The sequence below is a fragment of the Rhizobium sp. AG207R genome, assembly GCF_027109195.1.
GTDB lineage: Bacteria > Pseudomonadota > Alphaproteobacteria > Rhizobiales > Rhizobiaceae > Rhizobium > Rhizobium dioscoreae.
In genome coordinates this window covers 359,763-383,105 of the sequence record NZ_JAEPVT010000006.1, presented here as the reverse complement: position 1 = coordinate 383,105, position 23,343 = coordinate 359,763, and the positions used below count along the sequence as shown (strand labels likewise).

20 protein-coding genes are annotated in these 23,343 nt (G+C 58.9%); 13 read left to right on the top strand and 7 right to left on the bottom strand.

The window, feature by feature from the left end:
* Positions 1 to 22: 22 nt before the first annotated feature.
* The 3 genes from choV to JJQ51_RS16970 all read right to left on the bottom strand — a co-directional run bounded on the left by choV (position 23) and on the right by JJQ51_RS16970 (position 3,054).
* On the bottom strand, positions 23 to 1,072 hold the full coding sequence (gene choV / locus JJQ51_RS16980) for a choline ABC transporter ATP-binding protein (RefSeq protein WP_095435459.1): 1,050 nt from the start codon (positions 1,070 to 1,072) through the stop codon (positions 23 to 25).
* Positions 1,069 to 1,926 (bottom strand): choline ABC transporter permease subunit, encoded by an 858-nt coding sequence (choW, locus tag JJQ51_RS16975; protein ID WP_095435458.1) that lies wholly within the window; start codon positions 1,924 to 1,926, stop codon positions 1,069 to 1,071. The genes choV and choW overlap by 4 nt, the downstream gene beginning before the upstream one ends.
* A gap of 171 nt (positions 1,927 to 2,097) precedes the next feature.
* Positions 2,098 to 3,054 (bottom strand): choline ABC transporter substrate-binding protein, encoded by a 957-nt coding sequence (locus tag JJQ51_RS16970; RefSeq protein WP_269244970.1) that lies wholly within the window; start codon positions 3,052 to 3,054, stop codon positions 2,098 to 2,100.
* 234 nt (positions 3,055 to 3,288) lie between these two features.
* On the opposite strand from JJQ51_RS16970, the gene JJQ51_RS16965 reads away from it, so the two are divergent.
* From JJQ51_RS16965 to JJQ51_RS16950, 4 genes are all read left to right on the top strand, one after another.
* On the top strand, positions 3,289 to 3,870 hold the full coding sequence (locus JJQ51_RS16965; RefSeq protein ID WP_075851140.1) for a thymidine kinase: 582 nt from the start codon (positions 3,289 to 3,291) through the stop codon (positions 3,868 to 3,870).
* An 85-nt stretch (positions 3,871 to 3,955) separates the two neighbouring features.
* The gene (locus JJQ51_RS16960) at positions 3,956 to 4,342 is read left to right on the top strand and encodes a c-type cytochrome (protein WP_113395395.1); all 387 of its coding nucleotides are present in this window, start codon (positions 3,956 to 3,958) and stop codon (positions 4,340 to 4,342) included.
* Between the two features lie 69 nt (positions 4,343 to 4,411).
* Positions 4,412 to 5,434, top strand: a complete 1,023-nt coding sequence (locus JJQ51_RS16955) for a hypothetical protein (RefSeq protein ID WP_113395394.1) — start codon at positions 4,412 to 4,414, stop codon at positions 5,432 to 5,434.
* Between the two features lie 198 nt (positions 5,435 to 5,632).
* Complete coding sequence (locus tag JJQ51_RS16950) at positions 5,633 to 6,772, top strand: DUF2333 family protein (protein WP_152092608.1); 1,140 nt, start codon at positions 5,633 to 5,635, stop codon at positions 6,770 to 6,772.
* 97 nt (positions 6,773 to 6,869) lie between these two features.
* Here JJQ51_RS16950 and JJQ51_RS16945 read toward each other — a convergent pair whose 3' ends face one another.
* On the bottom strand, positions 6,870 to 7,601 hold the full coding sequence (locus JJQ51_RS16945) for a helix-turn-helix transcriptional regulator (protein ID WP_269244969.1): 732 nt from the start codon (positions 7,599 to 7,601) through the stop codon (positions 6,870 to 6,872).
* A 566-nt stretch (positions 7,602 to 8,167) separates the two neighbouring features.
* On the opposite strand from JJQ51_RS16945, the gene JJQ51_RS16940 reads away from it, so the two are divergent.
* Complete coding sequence (locus JJQ51_RS16940; protein WP_152092610.1) at positions 8,168 to 9,133, top strand: hypothetical protein; 966 nt, start codon at positions 8,168 to 8,170, stop codon at positions 9,131 to 9,133.
* Positions 9,134 to 9,145: 12 nt separating this feature from the next.
* Here JJQ51_RS16940 and JJQ51_RS16935 read toward each other — a convergent pair whose 3' ends face one another.
* Complete coding sequence (locus JJQ51_RS16935) at positions 9,146 to 9,655, bottom strand: TIGR00645 family protein (protein ID WP_113332201.1); 510 nt, start codon at positions 9,653 to 9,655, stop codon at positions 9,146 to 9,148.
* Between the two features lie 166 nt (positions 9,656 to 9,821).
* On the opposite strand from JJQ51_RS16935, the gene JJQ51_RS16930 reads away from it, so the two are divergent.
* Together JJQ51_RS16930 and JJQ51_RS16925 are read left to right on the top strand one after the other, a co-directional pair.
* Positions 9,822 to 11,504, top strand: coding sequence for a formate--tetrahydrofolate ligase (locus JJQ51_RS16930; protein WP_113332202.1), 1,683 nt, complete (start codon positions 9,822 to 9,824; stop codon positions 11,502 to 11,504).
* Positions 11,505 to 11,681: 177 nt separating this feature from the next.
* Positions 11,682 to 12,527 (top strand): protein-L-isoaspartate O-methyltransferase family protein, encoded by an 846-nt coding sequence (locus JJQ51_RS16925; protein ID WP_113395540.1) that lies wholly within the window; start codon positions 11,682 to 11,684, stop codon positions 12,525 to 12,527.
* Positions 12,528 to 12,570: 43 nt separating this feature from the next.
* Here the strand turns inward: JJQ51_RS16925 and JJQ51_RS16920 are convergent, their stop codons facing one another.
* On the bottom strand, positions 12,571 to 13,371 hold the full coding sequence (locus JJQ51_RS16920; protein ID WP_152092611.1) for an extensin-like domain-containing protein: 801 nt from the start codon (positions 13,369 to 13,371) through the stop codon (positions 12,571 to 12,573).
* A 319-nt stretch (positions 13,372 to 13,690) separates the two neighbouring features.
* On the opposite strand from JJQ51_RS16920, the gene JJQ51_RS16915 reads away from it, so the two are divergent.
* Both JJQ51_RS16915 and JJQ51_RS16910 read left to right on the top strand, forming a co-directional pair.
* Positions 13,691 to 15,922: a TonB-dependent hemoglobin/transferrin/lactoferrin family receptor gene (locus JJQ51_RS16915; RefSeq protein ID WP_152092612.1), complete on the top strand. Its 2,232-nt coding sequence runs from the start codon at positions 13,691 to 13,693 to the stop codon at positions 15,920 to 15,922.
* 421 nt (positions 15,923 to 16,343) lie between these two features.
* Complete coding sequence (locus JJQ51_RS16910) at positions 16,344 to 17,867, top strand: ABC-F family ATP-binding cassette domain-containing protein (RefSeq protein ID WP_152092613.1); 1,524 nt, start codon at positions 16,344 to 16,346, stop codon at positions 17,865 to 17,867.
* A gap of 14 nt (positions 17,868 to 17,881) precedes the next feature.
* Here the strand turns inward: JJQ51_RS16910 and JJQ51_RS16905 are convergent, their stop codons facing one another.
* Positions 17,882 to 18,781, bottom strand: coding sequence for a LysR family transcriptional regulator (locus tag JJQ51_RS16905; protein WP_152092614.1), 900 nt, complete (start codon positions 18,779 to 18,781; stop codon positions 17,882 to 17,884).
* Positions 18,782 to 18,906: 125 nt separating this feature from the next.
* Here JJQ51_RS16905 and JJQ51_RS16900 point away from each other — a divergent pair, with 125 nt between their 5' ends.
* The 4 genes from JJQ51_RS16900 to JJQ51_RS16885 all read left to right on the top strand — a co-directional run bounded on the left by JJQ51_RS16900 (position 18,907) and on the right by JJQ51_RS16885 (position 23,322).
* A complete protein-coding gene (locus JJQ51_RS16900) occupies positions 18,907 to 19,272 on the top strand; it encodes an antibiotic biosynthesis monooxygenase (RefSeq protein WP_113351826.1) in 366 nt (121 codons plus the stop codon).
* A 267-nt stretch (positions 19,273 to 19,539) separates the two neighbouring features.
* Positions 19,540 to 21,729, top strand: a complete 2,190-nt coding sequence (locus tag JJQ51_RS16895) for an anthranilate synthase (protein ID WP_152092615.1) — start codon at positions 19,540 to 19,542, stop codon at positions 21,727 to 21,729.
* A 129-nt stretch (positions 21,730 to 21,858) separates the two neighbouring features.
* Positions 21,859 to 22,569, top strand: coding sequence for a TIGR02117 family protein (locus tag JJQ51_RS16890; protein WP_308936587.1), 711 nt, complete (start codon positions 21,859 to 21,861; stop codon positions 22,567 to 22,569).
* A gap of 117 nt (positions 22,570 to 22,686) precedes the next feature.
* Positions 22,687 to 23,322 (top strand): glyoxalase superfamily protein, encoded by a 636-nt coding sequence (locus tag JJQ51_RS16885; protein WP_152092616.1) that lies wholly within the window; start codon positions 22,687 to 22,689, stop codon positions 23,320 to 23,322.
* The last annotated feature ends 21 nt before the right edge of the window (positions 23,323 to 23,343 follow it).

Sequence of the window (23,343 nt, the reverse complement as noted above, 5' to 3'; positions counted from 1 at the left end):
ATTGAGGAGCAGTCGCGAACGACTACTCCTTTCGTCGGTGGCTGGTGAGGCCCGACACCACGTCTTGCGCCGAGATCGTTCCAATAATCGTGCCATTGTCAACAACGCCGATATTGCCCGGCTGGCGCGTCAGTGCGTCAAGAATATCGATGAGCGGCGTCGCGGCGGTTGCCGTCGCGGTGACGGAACCGGCATTGGCAGAATGTCCGACGCCCTGCTGCATGATGTCCCGTGCCGTCAGCATGCTGATCGGGTTCATGTGCTGCACGAAGTCGGCCACATACTGATCAGCCGGATTCTTGACGATCTCCTGAGGCGTTCCGCACTGGATGATGTGGCCGCTTTCCATGATGGCGATGCGGTTGCCGATGCGGAATGCCTCGTCCAGATCGTGGCTGACGAAGAGGATGGTGCGCTTCAGGCGGCGCTGGAACTCCAGAAGCTCGTCCTGCAGGCGGGTGCGGATCAGCGGATCGAGGGCCGAGAACGGCTCGTCCATCAGCAGGATTGGCGCGCCGGTCGCAAAGGCACGGGCGAGGCCGACGCGCTGCTGCATGCCGCCCGAGAGCTCGTTGACCTTGCGATTGGCCCATTGCGTGAGATTGACGAGCTGCAGCTGTTCGTCGACCCGCTTCTTGCGCTCGGCGTCCGGAACGCCGGCAAGCTCAAGCCCGAAGCCGACATTGTCGGCCACCGTTCGCCAGGGCAGAAGCGCGAACTGCTGGAAGACCATGGAGACGGTATGCATGCGCAGGTCGCGCAGGGCTTTTGGGCTGCAGGAGTAGGGGCTGACGGCGCCGTTCTTGGTGTTGACGGAGACCTCGCCGCGCACGACCGGCGCCAGGCCGTTGACGGCGCGCAGCAGCGTCGATTTGCCGGAGCCGGACAGGCCCATGAGCACCAGGATTTCGCCTTCCTCGATTTGCAGCGAGGCATTGGCAACACCGAGCACCATGCCGGTGGATTTACCGATATCGTCGCGCGACTTGCCTTCGTCGACGAGTTTCAGGGCGGCATCGGGACGATCGCCGAAGATGATGCTGACATTTTTGAAATCAACGGCGACGGTCATGAGCGGTCTCCTTCGCCGGGCGCGCGGAACATACGGTCGAGAATGATCGCAAGAATGACGATGCAGGCGCCGGAATCGAAGCTCTTGGCGACATTGACGCTATTCAGCGCGCGCAGAACCGGCACGCCGAGACCCGGGGCGCCGACGAGGGCGGCGATCGAGACCATCGAGAGCGACAGCATGATGGTCTGCGTCAGGCCGGCCATGATCTGCGGCGTGGCAAAGGGAAGCTCGACCTTGCGCAGAACCTGGCGGGGTGTCGCGCCGAAGGATTCGGCCGCTTCCACCAGCGAAGGGGGAGTGGAAATGATGCCGAGGCGTGTCATGCGGATCGGTGCGGGAAGAGCAAAGACGACGGTGGCGACCAGGCCCGGGACCATGCCAAGGCCGAGCAGGATCATTGCCGGCACCAGATACACGAAGGTCGGGATGGTCTGCATCAGATCGAGGATCGGCCGCATGATGGCGTAGAGCCAGGGACGTCGGGCCGCCGCGATACCGAGGGGGACGCCGACCAGCATACAGACGAAGGTGGAAGCCAGCACCAGCGCCAGCGTCTCGGTCGTCTCTTTCCAGTAACCCTGGTTGATGGTGATCAGCAGGCCGATCAGGGTGAGAACCGTAATCGTGACGCTCCGGCGCATCCAGTGGGCGATTGCCGTGAAGACAACGACGACGATCAGCGGATGCGGTGCCTGCAAGAGGAACAGCAATCCGTTGATTCCATGCGCGACAACGAAGGAAAGGCCGTCGAAGAACCATGTGACATTGCTCGTCAGCCAGTCGACGACGGCTTTGGCCCATGGCCCGATGGGGATGCGGTAATCGGTTAACCAGTTCACGTCTTTGCCCATGATTGGGGGCGGCGTTTCCGATTGTTACTTATGGTTCCGGAAGTGCCGCCGAAGAATAACGGTCTGTCACGCCAAGCGGACCATTGTCCGGGGATGGCGGGACGCGAAAGCAAGCAGTCCGTTCAAGGAAGAGAAAGGGGCGGTTTGGCCGCCCCTCCATCCATCCATTTATTACAGGCCGAGCTTGGCCTTGACCGCCGCCAGGCCATCACCGCCATCCTTGGTGGTGACGCCTGCGAGCCACGGCGTGATTGCTGCGGGGTTGGCCTTCAGCCATTCCGTTGCTGCGACTTCCGGATCCTTACCGTCATTCAGGATCTTACCCATGATTTCGTTTTCCATCGGCAGCGAGAAGACGAGATTTTTAACGAAGGTGCCGACATTCGGGCATTCCTGCAAGTAGCCGGCCCGGACGTTGGTATAGACGGTCGCACCACCGAAGTTAGGTCCGAACACGTCGTCACCGCCAGTGAGATAGGTCATCTTGTAGGTGGTGTTCATCGGATGCGGGGCCCAGCCGAGGAAGATGATCGGCTTGCCTTCCTTATCGGCGCGGGAGACCTGAGCGAGCATGCCCTGTTCGGAGGATTCGACCACTTCGAAGTCCTTGAGGCCGAAGGTGTTCTTGTCGACCATGTCGATCACCAGCCGGTTGCCGTCATTGCCCGGCTCGATGCCGTAGATCTTGCCGTCAAGGTCATCCTTGTGGGCGGCGATGTCCTTGAAGTCCTTGATGCCGAGATCCGCGCCCTTTTGATTGGTCGCCAGCGTGTATTTGGCGCCCTCCAGATTGGCGCGCACGGTCTCGACCGATTTGTCCGCGGCGAACGGCTTGATGTTTTCGGCCATGGAGGGCATCCAGTTGCCGAGGAAGACGTCGATGTCCTTGTTCTTCAGCGACTGGTAGGTCACCGGCACGGCGAGAACCTTGACGTCGGTGTCGTAGCCGAGCGCCTTCAGGAGGATGGAGGCGGTGGCCGTGGTGGAAGTGATGTCGGTCCAGCCCACATCGGCGAAATGTACAGTGCTACAGCTTGCCGGCTCGGCTGCGGAGGCCGCGGTGGCGCCCAATGTCAGTGCGGAGAGAGTTGAGGCGAAAGCGAATGCAGTAAGGGTCATTTTTATCATTGCGTGACTCCCAGTCTAACGTTCCCAAGCAACCATCAATAACTGACATTTTCAAGCGACCACAGTGTATTTGCGGCGGTTTGAGGGGGCTGAATGCGACGCCCGTCTTTTTATGTCCGCTGGTGGCCAAGGCTTTTGCGCCCTGGGTGAAGCACGCCGGAATCCTGTGGTTTTCGCCGCGACCATCTTTCCTTATCGTCCCGCAGCACCCATGAAGCATTCAAGGAGAATGTCATGGCCAAGCTCTACTTCCATTATTCGACGATGAATGCCGGCAAATCGACGATGCTGCTGCAGGCTGCCTATAATTATCAGGAGCGCGGCATGCGCACCGCAGCCTTCATCGCAGCCCTCGACGATCGCGCCGGCCGCGGCACGATCGCCTCGCGCATCGGACTGACGATGGATGCTTTGCCGTTCGAAACGAGCGACGATCTCTATGCGATGGTCGATGAAATGCATGCAAGCGAGCCGCTTGCCTGCGTCTTCGTCGATGAGGCGCAATTTCTGACGCGCGAGCAGGTCTGGCAGCTTGCCCATATCGTCGACCGCCTCGGCCTTCCGGTCATGACTTACGGGCTGCGCACGGATTTCCACGGACGCTTGTTTCCGGGGTCACAGGAACTGCTGACCATCGCCGACGAATTGCGCGAGGTGCGCACCATTTGCCATTGTGGGCGCAAGGCGACGATGGTCGTGCGCCTGGATGCCGCCGGCAAGGTCGTTCACGAAGGGGCGCAGATCGAGATCGGCGGCAGCGACAAATATGTCTCGCTCTGTCGTCGTCATTGGGAAGAGGCGATCACCTGCGAGTGAAGCGCTGCCCGCGGGCTTTCAGTAGCGTTGCGGACTTTCCTCGGCATATGATCGTTGGTCGGGATTGAGCTGATCGGGAGGGATGATGAAACTGCTTTGTCTGCTGTCGGCCGTCATCGTGCTTGCCTCGACCTCTTGCGCGCTTGCAGACGGCGATGCGGTCGCCGGCGCCGTCGTTTTCAAGAAATGCGGTGCCTGTCACACTGCGACCGGGCCTGACAATCGGGTTGGCCCCTCGTTGATGGGGGTCGTCGGACGAGCCGTCGCAAGCAAGCCCGATTATGTCTACTCGCCGGCGATGCGGGCATTCGGCGCCGACGGCAAGGTCTGGGATGAAGCGTTGCTGCGGAAATATCTGCCGGCGCCGCAATTCCTCGTCAAAGGCACTCGGATGACGTTCCCGGGTCTGAAAAGCGACAAGGACCTCGACGACCTGATTGCCTATCTGAAGAATCCTGCCGCTGCCCAATAGTTTTCGAGCATTTCCTTCGCCTCAGGAAGCGGCTAGTCTCGCGCTAGAGGTAGGGGAGGGAATGCTTTCATGGTCAGGCCTCATTCCTTCGATGGCATGCTCGATAAGGCGCAAGCGACGCTCGATGACGCCATGAACGACGCGAATTCGGCCGTGGCGACGCTTGCCGGCCACGCCAGGGAGGGCGAGCGCGTCGAGGTCGTCAATTTTCCTGTCGAAGAAGCGTCTGTCCGCGAGGCGGTCGAACTGCTCGATCGGTGGAAATCAACCGCCCTGTCGCTGGTCAAAGAGCTGGATCATGCGACCGAGGAGGCGGACTTGCAGCATCGCAGATTGTTCAACGAGAAGGTTGGTCTTGAAAATGCAAGCCTGCTCAGCCGGACGCTGGCGCGTGGACCGATGAAGCCGGAGGCTATCATCGCCGATCTCGATACGATCCTTAACGTATCGGCCGAACTCGACCTCCTTTTCAAGCAGGCAAGACCCGTATTCTCCCGATGTTTTCATGACTGCGAACTACAGCTGGAAGGCGTGATCGAACGCCGGCGGAAGCTCGATTTCGATATAGAGGAGATGCAACGCAGGGCCAATGCCTTGGTAGAAAAGCTCATGTATCAGCGACGCAACCGCCCATCCTCGCGCCATGCCGATCTGCAGTCCGAACTCGAAGGGGACTATCGTGCTCTCTTGCTGGAGCAGGATGATATTCGGCGGCAAGAACAGGAGCTTCAATCCCGCCGGACCGTGCGACAGCGTCTTATAGACATTTATGAAGGGCTGGCGGCTGCTCTGAATAGGCAGATCGCCGCCATCGGCGCTATGGCCGCTAAGCTGACCATCGATATCGAGCAACGGATTGCCTTGCTCAAGGCATTGGCGGCAGAAGCGGCGCCGGCATCGACCACGGTTTCGCGAACGGCAGCGGTTGAGAGCCTGATCCAGGCGTTCGAGGCGAATGTGCTGGCGGGGCATGACCTCGCCGTGCGCAAGGCTCATGTCGATGCCGTCTTCAAAAGACGGCTGGAGCCGCATCTGCTCCCCGCATCCACTGACCCGAGCGGAGCGGCGGAAGAGGTGCAACCGGAGGGTTGATTGTCGTCCGTCATGGAAAATTCCAAGCGGACGGTTGTTGTTTTTCCCAAGAACACATATTTGCTGGAACGTGAATGGCGATAAGGACTTAATGATCCGAGGGCCGCGGGGATTTTCGCGACGTCCATTGCGCAGGTTTGGTGTGGTGCGTCCTTTGCGGGTCGGCGGGATGCGCGGTACGGTTTAGGAGGCGTGTCCATGCTTGACTCGATCACGGCGTTCTTCAAGCGGATTTGGGCCGCTATCGCACGCTGGCTAGGATTGGTTTTTGTCGGGCTTAGCTGGCCATTTCTTGCAGCGCATGGCTGGTATCGGCAGCGCAACTGGCTGATCAAGCTGCCGGTCGCCGCCTTCGTGACGCTGATGGCGCTGCTCTATATCTATTTCGTTTGGCAGACGCAGGTCTGGACAGGGTTCAATCCGGCCTATCCGGATGTCTATAAATTTTCCGAGCGCAAATATTCGGCCGGGCAAGAACTGCCTGCAACAGACAGCCAGCAGGCCGCGGCAACGGCGGCCAAGGCCTGCCAAACCTCGGCTGTCGTCGACGTTGCCACCGATCTGATCGATTTCAACGTCAACCAGAATGCCTGGATTTCCTCGATGCTGCTCTACAAGCTCGGCTTCTTCGGCATTTCGTGGGATGACACGCCCTTCCTCGACAACAAGGCTTCCTTCCAGCGGGGCATCAATTCTGTCGTTCGCCGTACCTCGGCGGAGCTGGTCGACACACTCGGCCGCGTGCGCGGAACCTCCGGCATCAACAGCGATCTGCAGAAGGCGCGCGGCAACCTGCAGTTCGATGAGTCGAGCTGGTATTTCGGCCTGCATCCCTTCGGGCCGAAGACGCCGAGCCCAAGCTATTATCGCGCCGCGATGAGCAATCTGCGCAGCTTCAATAGCGACCTCGGCAACTGCAAGGCAATTTTCGACGGGCGCGCAGACAATCTTCTGCAGTTCGTCGACCACATTGCCAACGATCTCGGCAGCACGGCGGATATATTGGCCAAGAGAGCAGGGGATCACAGCTACGGCTGGCTGGATACGCGGGCTGACGATCGTTTCTGGTTTGCTTACGGGCAGCTCTACGCAAGCTACGGTATCCTGATGGCGGCTCGTTCGGATTTCCAGCAGGTGATCGCCGAGCGTAATGTCAGCGCGCTTTGGGCCGACGTCACGACGCAATTGCAGACTGCTTTGCGCATTCAGCCCTTCATCATTTCCAATGGACCCGAAGATAGCTCCTTCATGCCGAGCCATCTCGCGACCATGGGCTTCCATATTCTGCGGGTGCGTTCGAGTCTCGTTGAAATCCGTACGGTTCTGGGCGGTCGCTAAAGAAGAAGTGGATTGCCGTCCGTTCCGGCGCGGCAGGCGCGCATACGCTTGGCCCGGTCGTCGGGCTCCGTACGGAGGTGCTTGAGTGAGGACTCGCCTAGCTGATCAGCTTCAGGCGGATGGCTTTTGCGACAAGCTGTGTGCGGTTGACGCAATCGAGCTTCTTGATCGCATTCATCATATAGGCGTTGACCGTATGGTCGGAGAGGGTGAGGATCTGGCCGATCTCCACCGAGGTCTTCCCCTGAGCCGTCCAGCGAACCACTTCCAGCTCACGTGCCGAAAGCGAGTGCGGCGCGGCACTGTCGTTGCGCTTGAGGCAATTATAAGCATCGAGCGCCTGCAGCATGATCAGGGTGAGTTCGTTGATCTCGCTCTGGCCGAGACTGTTGCGATTGCCCATGAACCAGAAGACAAGGCGTTGACCATCCGGGGCGTTGACCGGAATGATGACGCTCATCGGGCAATTGTAGTTGATCAGGAGCGCGCGAAGTTCGCGCGGCAAATCCGCGTCGGGTTCGGCGTCCTTTTCCAGCAGATGCCAGGAGCGCGGCATGACCGAATCGCGCGTGCGCAACAGCATTGGACAACGGCGAACGAGCTGATGGCGATCGAATTCACGTACGAATTGAGCCGGCATCGTGCCTTCGATGAGCAACGGCGTCATCATCGTGTCGTCGGGAACCGGGGCGTTCATGAGAGCCATATGGCTGAAGCCAAAAGCTAACCCGGTCCGTTCCAAGGCCAGTGCAAAGGCCGCTTGTGTCCGAGCAGCAACCAACTCGGCAGAAAGCAGCAATTGTCTCTCGGCAGTAATGATATAGGACATATGAGTTGAAGCGCCCACAGCGTGTTATCGTTATCAAATACCGGATTTAGGAGTGAATGCTAGACGCAAAAATACCACAGGACCAGAAATAATTTCATTTTCATATATTTTAATATTCAGTCATGCAAAACTACGCAAATCTTCGCCCAAAATGGTCATTAAGCGTAAAAATAGCGTTTCCGTTAGCCTAATTTCGACGAAGCCATACAATTTGCGTCGACCTCGACAGCTAGGGAGCAACCCGACGAAGCGCATTTGCCCGGTCAAAATGAGGCCCGAATGTGCGTTTGGACAGGGGAGATCCCGAGCTGGCAAAGAGCCGCGGCTTGATCCAAAACTGTCCCATGCTTCATGTTAGGATTAACCGTTTGTCACAGCATCAGTTCGGTTCCATCTCTCGTTCCTGAGGTCCGCCGGTGCTCAATTTTCTCGTCGCCAGCTCTTGCATGGGTGCAAGCGGCCGGGAGTTTCATCAAATGATGCGTTGCCGCATCGGCGCGCCTTGCGAAGGCCCAAAGCGGTTGCTATCGGTCTTGCCAAGGTAATCGCTTGCAGGCGTATGACTCATGGATTTTCGCTTCTTCCCGCAGCTTGCGGCGCGCTGCTGTCAAACGCTGTTGTGGTTCGTCACCGGCGTTTCGCTTCTGCTTGTTTCGCCTGTGCTTGCCGAAGCGGCTGGCGTTGCCGGCGGCACGCCGATGCGGTTCTTGCTCGTTCACGGCGAGATGGGCCAGTGCCGTGCCGATAATACATGTCCGGACTGGATCTCCGCCGAAGGGCAGATCATGGCAGATACGCCGCGGAAGCTGCAGAAAATCCTGAAACAGGTCGGCGATCGCAAGTTGCCCATAATCGTCAGTTCGCCAGGCGGCGATGTCAAAGCAGCCATGGAGATGGCTCGTATCATTCGGAAGCAGAAGCTTTCGATCGCAGTCGGGCGTACTCGCTCGCGGGCATGCCCCTATGCCGAGCCGATCTGCTCGGCAGCTTTTGCCAAGGACGGCTCGATAACAGGACAGCCATTCTCGGATGGCGCAATCTGCTTTTCGGCCTGCCCGCTGTTTTTTGCAGGCGGTGTCCAGCGCGTTTCCAGCCCCTTCGCGCTGCTGGGCGTTCATCAGATCACAACGACCTACAGCGAGGTGCGTGTCCAGTACCGCACCGAATATGAGATGGTGGATGGCAAGCGCAAGGTCATCTCCAAGAGAGAGATCGGCCGTAAATTCGTCGGCAAGTACGATACGACCAAGCTCGACAAGGCGCAGAGGGCGAGGCTGGTCAGCTTCCTCGACAAGATGGGCGTGGACCGGGGACTTGTCGATCTGATGCTTGGAACCGACCCGAACGGCATTCATCTGATTTCGCAGATGGACGCGTTGAGGCTGAGGCTGACGACGGAGCTCGCCGATGCCGATGCGCTGGTCTCGGCGCGCAACTGTAGGGACAATCAATCGATTTCCGATTGTGCCGCGCCGGCACCGTCGGCAGCCCCTGCGCCGATGACCAGCGCATCGGCAATGGCCGGCAAGTAGTCACTCCCGGCCTTAGCTATCCTTGGCTTTGGCTTTCGCCATGATTTTTTCCAGGAAGCCCAGCAATAGCGCGGACACGACGAAGGCCAGATGGATGATGGTGAACCACATCAGCTTGGCGTTGTCGTATTGAGTGGCGTTCAGGAAGATCTGCAGCAGGTGGATCGAGGAAATGGCGACGATCGAGGATGCGACCTTGATCTTGAGGCTGCCTGAATCGAGCTTGCCGAGGAAGGAAACCTCACCCTCGGCCTCGTCGAAGCGGCTGACGAAATTCTCGTAGCCGGAAATCATCACCATGACGATCAGGCTCGCCACCAGGGCGGCATCGATTAGGCCGAGGATCGCAAGGATCATATCGGCCTCTTCATAGACCAGCACGTTGATCGCGACCTTGTAGAACTTGTAAGCGAACGAAACGGCGTAGACGGCGAGTGAGGCGGCAAGACCGAGATAGAAGATCACCAGAAGCCAGCGACTGGAGAGAATGATGCGCTCGACCAGCAATTCCAGGGACTTCATATCTTTTCCTTCTTCCGCGGTTTGATTGGACGCCGAAAATAGGCATGCCGGCATCGTGAGACAAGGCGGCGCGTTTCGATAGGGAGGGGCTTCGCCAACTATTCACACCCGAAACATATTGGTTTATCCCGACAGGGAAATGACCGTATGTTTGGGGGCGAGACTTATGGCGACGACAGTGGCATCCGATATCGAGATTGCGCGCGCGGCGAAGAAGCTGCCGATTATGGAGATCGGTGCCAAGCTCGGTATTCCGGCGGAAGATCTCGCACCTTACGGTTACGACAAGGCAAAGATCGGTGCAGCGTTCATTGCAGCACAGGCTGGCAAGAAGGACGGCAAACTGATCCTCGTCACGGCGATCAACCCGACGCCTGCGGGTGAGGGCAAGACCACCACGACGGTTGGCCTTGGCGACGGCCTGAACCGCATCGGTAAGAAGGCCGTGGTCTGCGTACGCGAGGCGTCGCTCGGCCCATGCTTCGGCGTGAAGGGCGGGGCGGCCGGCGGCGGCTATGCGCAGGTTATCCCGATGGAAGATATCAACCTCCATTTCACCGGCGATTTCCATGCGATCACCTCTGCCCATAATCTGCTTGCCGCGCTGATCGACAACCATATCTATTGGGGCAACGAGCAGAATATCGATATCAGGCGCATCACCTGGCGCCGCGCAATGGATATGAACGACCGCGCATTGCGCGATATCGTCTCCTCGCTCGGCGGCGTTGCGAACGGCTTTCCGCGCGAAGGTGGCTTCGATATCACCGTCGCCTCCGAGGTGATGGCCATCCTTTGTCTGGCATCCGATCTCAAGGATCTGGAAAAGCGGCTCGGCAACATCATCATCGGCTATCGCCGCGACCGTACGCCCGTTTATGCCCGCGACCTGAAGGCCGACGGCGCCATGGCCGTGCTCCTGAAGGACGCCATGCAGCCGAACCTTGTGCAGACGTTGGAGAACAATCCGGCACTGGTGCATGGCGGTCCCTTCGCCAATATCGCCCATGGCTGCAACTCGGTGATTGCGACGCGCACGGCACTGAAGCTTGCCGATTACGTCGTGACGGAAGCCGGCTTCGGCGCCGATCTGGGTGCGGAGAAATTCTTCGATATCAAATGCCGCAAGTCCGGGCTCTCGCCGGATGCCGCCGTCATCGTCGCGACCGTGCGGGCCTTGAAGATGAATGGCGGCGTCAAGAAGGACGATCTCGGCAGGGAGAATGTCGAGGCTTTGGTGAAGGGCTGCGCCAATCTCGGCCGGCATGTCGCCAATGTCCGCAAGTTCGGCGTGCCTGTCGTCGTCGCAATCAATCATTTCGTTTCGGACACGGAAGCCGAAATCGAGGCGCTGAAGAATTATGTCGCCCGTCTCGGCGCCGAGGCCATCCTTTGCCGGCACTGGGCCGAGGGCTCGGCGGGCATAACCGATCTCGCGCACAAAGTGGTCGAGCTTGCCGAATCCGGCCAGGCGAAATTCCAGCCGCTCTATCCCGATAATCTTCCCTTGCTGGAGAAGATCGAGATCGTGGCCTCCAAGATCTACCATGCCGGCGAGGTGACGGCTGACAAGGCCGTGCGAGATCAGCTCAGGTCCTGGGAGGATCAGGGTTACGGGCATCTGCCGGTCTGCATGGCGAAGACGCAATATTCCTTCTCGACCGATCCAAATGTTCGGGGAGCACCCGAAGGCCATATCGTACCCGTTCGCGAGGTACGCCTTTCAGCCGGGGCCGGCTTCGTCGTCGTCATCACCGGCGAGATCATGACCATGCCCGGCCTGCCGAAATCGCCGGCAGCCGAGAGGATTTTCCTTAATGATCAGGGCTACATCGAAGGACTATTTTAAGTTCAGAATCCGATTCAACCGAGGCCGTTTGAACTCAGAACCTCTGCCGATTCGGCTCCACCTGCAGCAGAGTGCGATGCGGTTCAAGGGAGAAAAACCGCCCGTTCGCTTGACGCCATCGGCAACAGGATCGACAACGGACACCGACATCATCGGATGGAAGAGTGGAGGCAGATCGTGACTGCAGACAGCCGTGCCAGCTTGGACGATATACGCGCCTTCCATGCGAAAATGATGGCTGCCGCCAGCAACTCGGTGGATGAAAGGCTAGAGCGGGCCTTCCGCCAGGTGCCGCGCGAAGCCTTCATGGGACCGGGGCCTTGGCAGATCGTGGTCAAGGGACGCTATCTCGAAACGCCGAGCAGCGATCCTGCCTTTCTCTATCAGAATGTTCTGGTCTCCCTGGACAGATCGAAGGGCATCAACAATGGCGAGCCGTTTCTCCATGCCGCTTTCCTGGGTGCCGTCGCGCCCAAGCCCGGCGAAACCGTCGTTCAGATCGGCACGGGGACGGGATACTACACCGCCATTCTCTCAACGCTGGTGACACCGGGTGGGCATGTCCATGCCATCGAGATCGATGAGGTATTGGCCGGCCGCACGCGAGACAACCTCGCCTCCTATAAAGACGTTTCCGTCATCTGTGCCGATGCGACTTCGTTCGAGCTTCCGGATGCCGATCTGATCTATGTGAGTGCCGGCGTGGTGGCGCCGCCGAAGTCATGGCTGCAGGCGTTGCGACCCGGAGGCCGGCTCATCGTGCCCTGGCAGGCGAATGAGAGGGTCGGGCTTGCCGTCATAATTACCCGCGAGGATACCGGATTCAGCGCTCGTGCTTTGATGCCCGCCTATTTCATCCCCTGCATCGGGGCATCCGATCCCATGCAATCCGCGAAAATTCCGAATGGCGGCGAGGCTCGCTCCATTCGGTCGGTTTGGCTCACTCAGGAGCGAGCGCCGGACGAAACGGCGGTGGCGATCTATAGAGACCTATGGTTCTCGAATGTAGGCCTCGGGATATGAAGAGATTCAAAGATCATCGTGGGACCAAGCCCACGACGCGTTTCTAGTGGCAGTAACGAAAGCCGCCATTCCTTTCGATGACGTCGAGATGAAAATGGGTCTCGTGGGCAGCGTCGCTTTCCGGGTCTAGAACCGTCGTGAAATAGAGGCAGGCAGACGCACTGGCCGCACGCTGGAATGCGCCTGTCAGCGTCGGATCTTCGCGGCGTGGCTCGATTGCGATGGTCTTGCCGTTTTCGAAGGTAAAACTCGCGACATCTATGGCGTTGCCGCGGGCATGCTCGGAGATCTTGCCGGTGGAAGCATTGTTGCGCAGCCGGCAGACATAGGTCGATGCCTGATTGATCGTGACGATCTTGCCATTGTCCAATGCCGTCGCTGATGGAATGACGCTTTCCTTCATCCATTGAGCCAAAGCGAGAGCGGCTTCGCAGCGCATTTTCCCTTCGGGCTTGAATTCTATGCCCGGCAGCGGAGAGCTAAGCGCGATCGGCTTGTCGATGCCGCAGCCATTGCCATCGTCGATGCGGGCGATCTCTTTGAAAGTCGCTCCGATGGCGGTCAGCGCCTTTAGGCAGGCCTGGTGCTGATCATCCGGTTCGGAAGCGATGGTCAGGGGCGGACGGGGAGGGCCTTGCATCTGTTGGCCGTTTGTCTGTTCCTCCGGCCGTGGCGCCGGCTTTTCTTCCGGTTGAGCCGTCGGCTTTTCCGCCGGAACGACAGGGCCGTCCGGTGATGCCGAGGGTTTTTCTGCCGGGATCGGCGCTTTGCCATCCGGCTGAACTTGTTCCTGATCCGGTTTTTGCTCGGGTATCGGGCCGGTCTGCGGGAGAGAGGCGGCCATGAAAAGGACGGCGGCGGAGACTAATGAAACAATTCTAAACAGCATCAAGTAATTCAGCCAATTCTAATGATGATGCCGATAGAACGCATGAGGCTGTCATTTCGTTGCAATTCAGCAACGTTCGCCTCTTGTCTTAAAAGGTGACAATTTTATTCATGATTAAGTGCGCCGAATATATTGACAATAATACTCATGTTTTTTATGCGGCAGAAAGAAGGCGGAATATTTCCGCCCGTTAACAAGATAACCTAGCCAGCCCCTTGCCTGCTTTCGACGCAGCAACCAGCCAGCCCGGTGAAGCAATTCGAAAGGAATGGTTATGGTTGTCCGGCGCTCACGCTCGGCCCTCTTGGCATGCACCGCGTTTCTCGCTCTCGGGCTGGCGACGACGTCTTTTGCGCAAACAGCCGCTCAAAATGAAGAGGCGACGGGCGAGGCCGCCAAGGGCGATCGAGTCACCAATCTGAAACCGATCGTCGTGAAGGGCAAAGGCAAGGCGAACAAGGATGTGCTTGCCGACTCTCCGACCACGAGCGAGACGACGGCCAAGGACATCGACGACCAGCAAATCACACGTATCGAGGATCTCGGCCGCAGCACCGAAGTCGGCGTCGGCTTCAACCGTACGACCGGCGGCGTCAATATTCGCGGCCTTGGCGACGACCGCGTTTTGACCACCGTCGACGGTATCCAAATTCCTTTCCTTCTTGATGCTTCACGCGAATCGGACGGTGGCATCAACAGCTTCGATTTCAACGCGCTTTCCAGTGTCGATGTCGTGCGCGGCGCTGATTCCAGCCGTGCCGGTTCGGGTGCTCTCGGCGGAGCTTTCGTGCTGCGCACGCTGGAGCCGGAAGATCTGATTGCGCCAGGCTCCACCTGGGGTGGCATCTTTAAGTTCGGTTATAATGGTGACGACCGGAGCATTGGCGGTTCGGCCGCTGTTGCCAAGCGCATCGACAATACCGCCGTTCTCTTCCAGGGCGGCTACACCCACGGTCACGAGCTTGAGAACAACGGCGATGTCGGCGGCTATTCGACCAAGCGTACAGAAGCGAATCCGGCTGACTACAATCAGAAAAGCGGCCTGTTCAAGATCCGCCAATATACCGACGTCGGCTCCCTCGGTATTACCGCCGAGCACTACAACAAGGATAAAGACACGGATTTGATGACCTTGCAGAGCCCGACCGGAAACTTCCGGCCCGGCAATTACAATGGTACAGACAATGTCGAGCGCAATCGCGTGTCGCTCGATTACAAATATGAAGCCGAGAATGCCGATTCACTGCTTGATACAGCCAATGCCGTTTTCTACTGGCAGAATCTCGTGCGTGAAACCGGTACCGCGGGTTACAGATACACGTCGGTTATTGGCGACTATTCTCGTCTTAACGAAATGGAAGACCGCAGTATCGGCTTCAGCGGCAACGCGTCGAAGTCTTTCGACACCGGCAACCTGCATCACCAGCTCACCTTCGGTCTCGACGTCGCCTTTGACAAGGTTCACCAGTACTCAGCCGGCAAGGATAGCTGCAGCAACCCACGCTGGCGCGCTACTTGTGCATTCCTCCATACCAACCAGTCCGACATGCCCGATGTCGATGGCAAGCGCGTCGGCGCCTTCATCGACGACAAGATCGAGTTGGGCTCCAGCAATTTCTATCTGACGCCGGGTCTGCGCTTCGACTGGTATGATTACTCGCCGAAGAACACGGCTGCCTATCGTGATAGCGCGAACTATGATGGCCTGCCCCCCGGACAATCCGACAGCCGCTTCTCGCCGAAGCTGCGCGCATCCTATCAGCCGCAGGACAATGTCGAACTTTATGCGCAGTGGGCGATGGCCTTCCGTGCACCTAACGTCAGCGAACTCTATGTGAACTACGGCGTACCTGGCGGCTACGTCAACATCGGCAATCCGAACCTGAAGCCCGAGACCAGCAACGGCATCGAAATCGGCACCAACCTCGGCGATGACGATTTCGGCGGCCATATCGGCGCCTTCTATAACAAGTACAAGAACTTCATCGACACGCTGAATTATCGCGATCCTACGGGCACCTATCCGCTCGGGATCACTGAATACTTCAACCGCGCCAATGTCCGCATGTTCGGTATCGAGGTCAACGCGCACAAGACGTTCGACAATGGCATCCACGTCAAGGGCTCGCTTGCCTATGTCAACGGCAAGGATTCCGATACTGGCCAGTGGATCGGCTCCGTCGCTCCGGCCAAGGCGGCCTTCACTGTCGGCTATGCGGCTGATGTCTGGGGAACGGACCTGACTTTCATCACCGCGGCGCGCGAGGCGAAGAAGACAGGCGATACGCTGCAAACCCCTGCCTACGGTATCTTCGATCTCACAGCCTGGTGGGAACCGGAGCAGGTGAAGGGCCTTAGCATTCGCGGCGGCGTCTACAACATCTTCAACAAGACCTATTACGACGCTCTCAACGCACCGTCCTATAGCGGCACGCTGACCCAGCCTGCTTCCTATTATTCCGAACCCGGTCGGACCTTCAAGCTGACGCTGACGCAACGGTTCTAAGCCGTTACATCGATGCAGCAAACTTGGGCGATGCTTCGGCATCGCCTCTTTTTTGCTCTCCCGCGTGGCATCGGGCGATCTGCGCAATTGTAAATGGCAGCGTTCGATGCTATTCGAACAACGCAGTCTTTAACCGTCGAGAAAAGAAGAGAGGAGGACCGTATGACCAAGATAGTCTGGCATATTCGCCAGTTCGGTCCGACTCGTGCCCTGCAGATGCGTTTGCAGGGCTGATCAGAGGCTGTTTTCTCACTCAATCCTTCTGGTCTGCCCTTTGGGCGACGCGAGCTCGCGCACCTACGTGGCCGCGTCATGACATGTTTTCGAGCATTGGCCTGCTTTGGCCATCGGCATAGGCGTAGCGCGGCAAAAGGAGCCGCCGGCGATGTCTTGAGATGCTCGATCGAGACCGGAAAAGACCATGACTCTGATCAATCTCCGCAATCTGGGCGTCACCATGGGTGCGCCGCTGTTTTCCAATCTCAATTTCACGGTGGATGCCGGTGACCGCGTCGGCATCGTCGCCGCGAATGGACGCGGGAAGACCACGCTGCTCAACTGCATCACGGGCAGGCAGGAGCCGACCACAGGTGAGATCACCCGCGCCCGGGGCTTGCGCGTCGGCTATGTCGAACAGAACGTGCCGGCGAACCTGCTGGACGTCTCCTTCTATGATGCCGTTATGCGCGCTTTGCCTCAGGAGCAAGTCGCGAGCGAGAGCTGGCGTGTCGACGTCACTCTCGATTCGCTTGATGTACCTGATGCGATGCGGGAGAGGACGTTGGCGCAGCTCAGCGGCGGCTGGCAGCGGCTTGCCGTGCTTGCCCGGGTCTGGGTGACGGAACCCGACGTGCTGCTGCTCGACGAGCCGACCAACCATCTCGATCTCGCCAAGATCGCACTGCTGGAGGATTGGCTGAATGCCTTGCCGCGCGATGTGCCCGTCATCATCGCCAGCCACGACCGCGCCTTCCTCGATGCCGTCTGCAATCGAACCCTGTTCCTGCGCCAGGATCAGTCGCAAACCTATGCGCTGCCGTATAGCAGGGCGCGTGCGGCGCTGGACGAGGTCGATGCCTCGGACGAGCGGCGATATCAGAAAGAGATGAAGACGGCGCAGCAGCTGCGCAAGCAGGCGGCCAAACTCCACAATATCGGCGTCAATTCCGGCAGCGATCTCCTGACGGTGAAGACGAAGCAATTGAAGGCGCGGGCCGAGAAGCTGGAGGACAGCGCGAGACCGGGCTACCGTGAGCGTTCCTCCGGCTCGATCAAGCTCGCCAATCGTGGCATCCACGCCAAGGTCCTGCTGACGCTGGAGGATGCCTCGGTGACGACGCCTGATGGTACGTTGTTATTCAAGACCGGCCAGCAGTGGATTTGTCAGGGCGACCGCATCGTGTTGCTCGGGCAGAATGGTGCCGGCAAGACGCGGTTTGTCGAGATGATCCGTAGGGCGATCGCCGATCCGTCTGCCGGCGGCCCAATCAAGCCGACGCCGTCTCTAGTGTTGGGTTACAGTGATCAGGCGCTCTCCCATCTCGGTGAAAAGGATACGCCGCTCGGCATGATCACGCGCTTGTTCGAGCTCGGCGAACAACGCGCCCGCACGCTGCTGGTCGGTGTTGGCATCGGTATCGACATGCAGGGGAAGGAGATCGGCCGTCTGTCTGGCGGGCAGAAGGCGCGGCTCGCCATGCTGGCGCTGCGGCTGACCAATCCAAACTTCTACCTGCTGGACGAGCCGACAAACCATCTGGATATCGACGGCCAGGAGGCGCTGGAGGGCGAACTGACGGCAAATGAGGCGAGCTGCCTTCTCGTCTCGCACGATCGCAGTTTCGTGCGATCGATCGGCAATCGCTTCTGGCTGATCGACCGGAAGCGATTGGTCGAAGTGGATGGGCCGGAGGAGTTCTTCGAGGCGGCGAGAGGGCAGGCGTGAGGAGGGCGGAATCCTCAGGCGGCCGACGGGTGCGAAAACAGATTGGCCGCCATAAAATCCACAAAGGCACGTATCTTCGGGGACAGGTAGCGGCTCGTGGGCCACAATACGCGAAAGATGCCTGTCTTCGCGATATGGTCTTCGAGCAGCGGCACAAGCTGGCCGTCCGCGATTTGCGTGCTGACGGCAAAGGGCGGCAGGCACGTGATGCCGAAGCCGTTTTCGGCTAGGTGGATGAGCGGTTCGATGGTGCTGGCGATCGTCGTCGTCGGCAAAGCGAGCCGCAACTCCTCCCCATTGCGCGCCAGAGGCCACGGCTCCAGCTTGCCCGTGCTGGGATAGCGATGATGCAAGCATTTGTGCTGAAGCAGGTCTTCAGGTGCAAGCGGGATTCCTTCCGCTTTCAGATAGTTGGGTGCGGCGACGATTTGAAAGCGGAATGTACCGAGCTTGCGGCTCATCAGCCTCGTATCCCTGACATCGCCGGTTCGGATGACCGCATCGAATCCCTCCTCGATCACATCGACCAGCCGATCGGTAAAATCCAGATCCAGCGTGATATCGGGATAGGTGCGCATGAAGGCCGATATCGCCGGCATCAACAGCATTCCGGCCAGGGGGAGGCTGACGCGAAGGTGGCCGCGAGGAGCCGCATGCGATTTCGAAAGCTCCGCCTGAGCCGTATCCAGCTCTGAGATGATGCGCCGGCAGGTGTCGAGGAAGAAGCTGCCTTCTTCGGTCAGCGTCATGCTGCGGGTCGAGCGGTGAAAGAGGCGAACGCCCATCTCCCGCTCCAGGCGGGCGATTGCCTTGCCGACGGCGGAGCTCGAAAGACCGAGCCGGCGCGCGCCCGCAACGAAGCTGCCGCCTTCCGCCGTCTGTACGAAGATCCCAAGCGTTCCAAGCCTATCCATCACGGCTCCCGATTGCGGAATATAATTCCGATCTTATGTGAATACCGGATCATTTATCCGCTATCTCACTCTCGATATCCAGTGCCGGTGCGGCACATGAAGCCGCTTTTTCGAAAGGAACCGCAATGGATACGATTTCCGCCCATTTCACCGCCCAGCCGCAGCCGACCACCTTCATCGTCAATGTCATCCACGTTCATCCCGGCAAGCAGGAAGAAGCCTTCCGCGTGATCCAGGATGTTGTTCACTATGTCGCCGAACGGAAAGAAGGATTCCTCTGGAGCAATCTTGCCAAGAGCACGGACGGCCTGACGGTTGTGAATATCGAAGCCATCAAGGGCGCCGGCAATGTCGACGAATTCTTCTCCGATCCAGTTTTTGTCGAGAAATTCCGCAGGCTCGATGACGTTTCGACAAGTGAATTCCACACCTACACTGTTGGCGATCTGGTTTTGCCGAAGCTCGGCGGCGGTGAAGGCGCCAGTGTCTAAGGCGTTGTAATCGATAGCAAGCAGATGCCGCCTCTTCGTTGCCGGAAACTTTCCTTCCATCTTCCGCTTGCGCATCGCGGCATCTCACGCTAACAATTCCCGCCATGAACACGTCCTTGAACAACATTGCAGTTTGGTGGTGGGCACGCTGAGGCGGCCTCGACCAATCGTGTTCAAAGACGACGAGTGAGCCGCCCGAGATTTCGAGGCGGCTTTTTTGTTATATTGGCCGCCTGTCATCCGGGCCCGACAACGGAGTGAGGAACAATGGTAACGATCCTTCGGGATGATGGTGCGGAAATCTACGAGACGAAGGGCGGTATCACTGTCACTCGGCAGCGCCGGCCGACGCCCTATGCGGATGCGGTTTCATCCTATATCGACAAGCTCGATGAGCGCCGCGGCGCCGTCTTCTCCTCCAACTACGAATATCCGGGCCGCTATACGCGTTGGGATACCGCCATCGTCGATCCGCCGCTCGGCCTGTCCTGCAACGGGCGCGATGTCTGGATCGAAGCCTATAACGAGCGCGGCGAAGTCATTCTCGGCTTCATCGCGGAGAAGCTGAAGACCGTTTCCGAGGTGGTGCTTGGCGCCTCGGCGCCGCGCCGGCTCGATCTCACGGTCAAGACGCCGGATCGTGTTTTCACCGAGGAAGAGCGCTCGAAGATGCCGACGGTCTTCACCGTGCTGCGCGCCGTGACCGATCTATTCTATTCCCAGGCCGATGCCAGCATCGGCTTCTACGGCGCCTTCGGCTACGATCTGGCGTTCCAGTTCGACGCAATCGATCTGAAGCTCAAGCGCCCGGACGACCAGCGCGACATGGTGCTCTACCTGCCGGACGAAATCCTTGTGGTGGACAACTATTCCGCCAAGGCCTGGATCGATCGCTACGATTTCGCCAAGGGCGAGGTATCGACGGAAGGCAAGTCCGGCGAGATCGCGCCCGAGCCGTTCCGGCACACCGATGCGATCCCGCCGAAGAGCGATCATCGCCCTGGCGAATATGCCGAACTGGTGGTCAAAGCGAAGGAGAGCTTCCGCAAGGGCGACCTCTTCGAAGTCGTGCCCGGCCAGAAGTTCATGGAGCGCTGCGAGAGCAAACCATCAGATATTTCCAAGCGCCTGAAGGCGATCAATCCGTCGCCCTATTCCTTCTTCATCAATCTCGGCAATCAGGAATATCTCGTCGGCGCTTCGCCTGAAATGTTCGTGCGCGTATCGGGCCGCCGCATTGAGACCTGCCCGATTTCGGGCACGATCAAGCGCGGGGACGATCCGATCGCCGACAGCGAGCAGATCCTGAAGCTCTTGAATTCCAAGAAGGACGAGTCGGAACTCACCATGTGCTCCGACGTCGACCGAAACGACAAGAGCCGCGTCTGCGAGCCGGGTTCGGTCAAGGTCATCGGCCGCCGGCAGATCGAGATGTATTCGCGCCTCATCCACACGGTCGACCATATCGAGGGCCGCCTGCGCGACGATATGGACGCCTTCGACGGCTTCCTGAGCCACGCCTGGGCCGTCACCGTCACCGGCGCGCCGAAGCTCTGGGCCATGCGCTTCATCGAGAGCCATGAAAAGAGCCCGCGGGCCTGGTATGGCGGCGCGATCGGCATGGTCGGCTTCAATGGCGACATGAACACCGGCCTGACGCTGCGCACCGTTCGCATCAAGGATGGCATTGCCGAGGTGCGGGCAGGCGCGACGCTGCTCAACGACTCGATCCCCGAGGAAGAAGAAGCCGAAACCGAACTGAAGGCCTCCGCCATGCTTTCCGCCATCCGTGACGCCAAAACCGGCAATTCCGGCAAACAGCAACGCGACGTTGCTTCCGTCGGCAAGGGCGTGAAGATCCTGCTCGTCGACCATGAGGACAGCTTCGTCCATACGCTTGCCAACTACTTCCGCCAGACGGGTGCAACGGTTTCGACCGTGCGCACGCCGGTGCCGGAAGAGGTCTTCGACCGGCTCGACCCGGATCTCGTCGTACTGTCGCCGGGTCCTGGCAATCCAAAGGATTTCGATTGCAAGGCGACGATCAAGAAGGCGAGGGCGCGCAACCTGCCGATCTTCGGCGTCTGCCTGGGCCTGCAGGCGCTGGCCGAAGCCTATGGCGGCGAGCTGCGCCATCTGGCGATCCCGATGCATGGCAAGCCCTCGCGCATCCGCGTGCTGGAGCCCGGTCTGGTCTTTTCCGGTCTTGGCCGTGAAGTGACCGTTGGCCGCTACCACTCGATCTTCGCCGATCCGTCGAGCCTGCCGCGCGACTTCATGATCACGGCCGAGAGCGAAGACGGCACGATCATGGGCATCGAGCATGTGAAGGAGCCGATCGCGGCCGTGCAGTTCCATCCGGAATCGATCATGACGCTCGGCGGCGATGCCGGCATGCGGATGATCGAGAATGTCGTGGCGCATCTGGCGCGGCGGGCGAAGACGAAGGCCGCCTGAGACGAGCGTTTAGAATTCGGAGGTTTGATAGCCCCATGCACTCGGAAAAAGTGCATGGGGCTATTTTTATGCCTTGAAAGAGCCAACAAACCGCTGAAAGAATTGAATGATGGCAGGGGCGTTCAGTCGGTGATCTCAAGAATATTCAAGGGCGTTTTCTTCGCCGTTCTTGCCGTCATGCTCCTCGTCGGCCTTGGCATCGTCGTACCGCGGCCGCTCTGGCATGACGAACCGACTGCACGCACCGCGCACTCGCGGCAAATCCTCATGCTCAGCAATCCCATCCATACGGACATTGCCATCCCCATCGATGATGACCTCCTGAACCGTTTCGCCTTCCTGCGAACGGCCGGGCTCGATCTCGACAATCCCAATTTGCGGTATCTTATCTTCGGCTGGGGCGGCCGAAGCTTTTATACGGAAACGCGAACTTGGGCCGATTTGAAGGCCGGTCCACTCCTTAAAAGCTTCACGCTGGATCGCTCCGTTATTCATACGGGGTTGACGGGCGATATTCCACTGGACGCTCCCGCCATCACTGCGATCAGAATTGATGCCGAAGGCCTGGAACGGCTCAAGCAATTCATTTTCGACAGCTTCGAACAGACGAACGACCAACCGAGCCCGTTGATCGGCAGCAATTACGGGCCGAACGATGCGTTCTTCGAGGCACGGGAACATTTCAATGCGCTGATGGGATGCAATACCTGGACTGCTGCAGGGCTGAGGCAGGCGGGATTGACCTCCGGCCTTTGGACGTCGCTGCCGTGGATGCTGCGAATGTCCTTGCGGCTGCATAATGACGATGAACGCTTCGCGGCAAGCCATAGCCTGCCTTGACGCGGTTTGACTTGCTTCAGGTTGTATCCTAATCTTTGCGTCGTTCCTGTGGGGCACATCGGCATCGGGCCGAAAGGGCTAGGCCTGCCCGCTGATATCATTCAGCAGGAGTCTGCCATGCCAACCCTCGATACCTACCGCAAGCAAGCCAAGCTACTGATGCGCTGGCACAAAGAGCGTGACTATTCCATCGGCGGAAGAGTCCGAATGCTCGATCGTTTCAAGGAGCTGACGGATCGCGAGATCCTGGCGATGAAGTTCCCCCTAACGCTAGCGCAGGAGATCGTTGCGGTCGAAGCGGGTCACAGGAGCTGGGCGGAATTGAAGTCCGTCGCAGCGGACGCGCCGAAGATGCCGGCCCCATTTGCAGAACCGCCGATTTTCAAGAGTGTCATTCCGATCCTTTTCGTGCGGGATGTTACTGCCAGCGCAGTCTTCTTCAGGGAGAAGCTTGGCTTTGCGGAGGAATTTCTGCACGGGTTGCCGCCATTCTACGGTGCTGTGTCGCGCGATGGCATCTGGATTCACTTGCGGCTCGTCTATGAACCCTATTTTGCAGCTGCTGCGGCGAAAGAGGGCGCGCTGATCCTGGCGTCGATTGAGGTTTCGAACGTCCAGGGATTGTTCGAGGAGTTCAAGGCGAAAGGCGTGGAGTTTGCGCAGCCGCTCACCAAGCAGGCTTGGGGAGGCACCGATTTTCATGTGCGCGATCCGGATGGAAACGTGATCTCGTTTGTGACATTCAGGTCGTAACACTTTGATCCGTCGAGGGTT

What these genes read in the sequence shown, in the direction of transcription:
- choV (WP_095435459.1), bottom strand. Translation starts at nt 1,072, where the DNA reads ATGACCGTCGCCGTTGATTTCAAAAATGTCAGCATCATCTTCGGCGAT.
- JJQ51_RS16920 (WP_152092611.1), bottom strand. Translation starts at nt 13,371, where the DNA reads ATGGCCGCCTCTCTCCCGCAGACCGGCCCGATACCCGAGCAAAAACCG.
- JJQ51_RS16930 (WP_113332202.1), top strand. Translation starts at nt 9,822, where the DNA reads ATGGCGACGACAGTGGCATCCGATATCGAGATTGCGCGCGCGGCGAAG.
- JJQ51_RS16965 (WP_075851140.1), top strand. Translation starts at nt 3,289, where the DNA reads ATGGCCAAGCTCTACTTCCATTATTCGACGATGAATGCCGGCAAATCG.
- JJQ51_RS16895 (WP_152092615.1), top strand. Translation starts at nt 19,540, where the DNA reads ATGGTAACGATCCTTCGGGATGATGGTGCGGAAATCTACGAGACGAAG.
- JJQ51_RS16945 (WP_269244969.1), bottom strand. Translation starts at nt 7,601, where the DNA reads ATGTCCTATATCATTACTGCCGAGAGACAATTGCTGCTTTCTGCCGAG.
- JJQ51_RS16970 (WP_269244970.1), bottom strand. Translation starts at nt 3,054, where the DNA reads ATGATAAAAATGACCCTTACTGCATTCGCTTTCGCCTCAACTCTCTCC.
- JJQ51_RS16955 (WP_113395394.1), top strand. Translation starts at nt 4,412, where the DNA reads ATGGTCAGGCCTCATTCCTTCGATGGCATGCTCGATAAGGCGCAAGCG.
- JJQ51_RS16900 (WP_113351826.1), top strand. Translation starts at nt 18,907, where the DNA reads ATGGATACGATTTCCGCCCATTTCACCGCCCAGCCGCAGCCGACCACC.
- JJQ51_RS16910 (WP_152092613.1), top strand. Translation starts at nt 16,344, where the DNA reads ATGACTCTGATCAATCTCCGCAATCTGGGCGTCACCATGGGTGCGCCG.
- JJQ51_RS16905 (WP_152092614.1), bottom strand. Translation starts at nt 18,781, where the DNA reads ATGGATAGGCTTGGAACGCTTGGGATCTTCGTACAGACGGCGGAAGGC.
- JJQ51_RS16950 (WP_152092608.1), top strand. Translation starts at nt 5,633, where the DNA reads ATGCTTGACTCGATCACGGCGTTCTTCAAGCGGATTTGGGCCGCTATC.
- JJQ51_RS16915 (WP_152092612.1), top strand. Translation starts at nt 13,691, where the DNA reads ATGGTTGTCCGGCGCTCACGCTCGGCCCTCTTGGCATGCACCGCGTTT.
- JJQ51_RS16885 (WP_152092616.1), top strand. Translation starts at nt 22,687, where the DNA reads ATGCCAACCCTCGATACCTACCGCAAGCAAGCCAAGCTACTGATGCGC.
- choW (WP_095435458.1), bottom strand. Translation starts at nt 1,926, where the DNA reads ATGGGCAAAGACGTGAACTGGTTAACCGATTACCGCATCCCCATCGGG.
- JJQ51_RS16935 (WP_113332201.1), bottom strand. Translation starts at nt 9,655, where the DNA reads ATGAAGTCCCTGGAATTGCTGGTCGAGCGCATCATTCTCTCCAGTCGC.
- JJQ51_RS16960 (WP_113395395.1), top strand. Translation starts at nt 3,956, where the DNA reads ATGAAACTGCTTTGTCTGCTGTCGGCCGTCATCGTGCTTGCCTCGACC.
- JJQ51_RS16940 (WP_152092610.1), top strand. Translation starts at nt 8,168, where the DNA reads ATGGATTTTCGCTTCTTCCCGCAGCTTGCGGCGCGCTGCTGTCAAACG.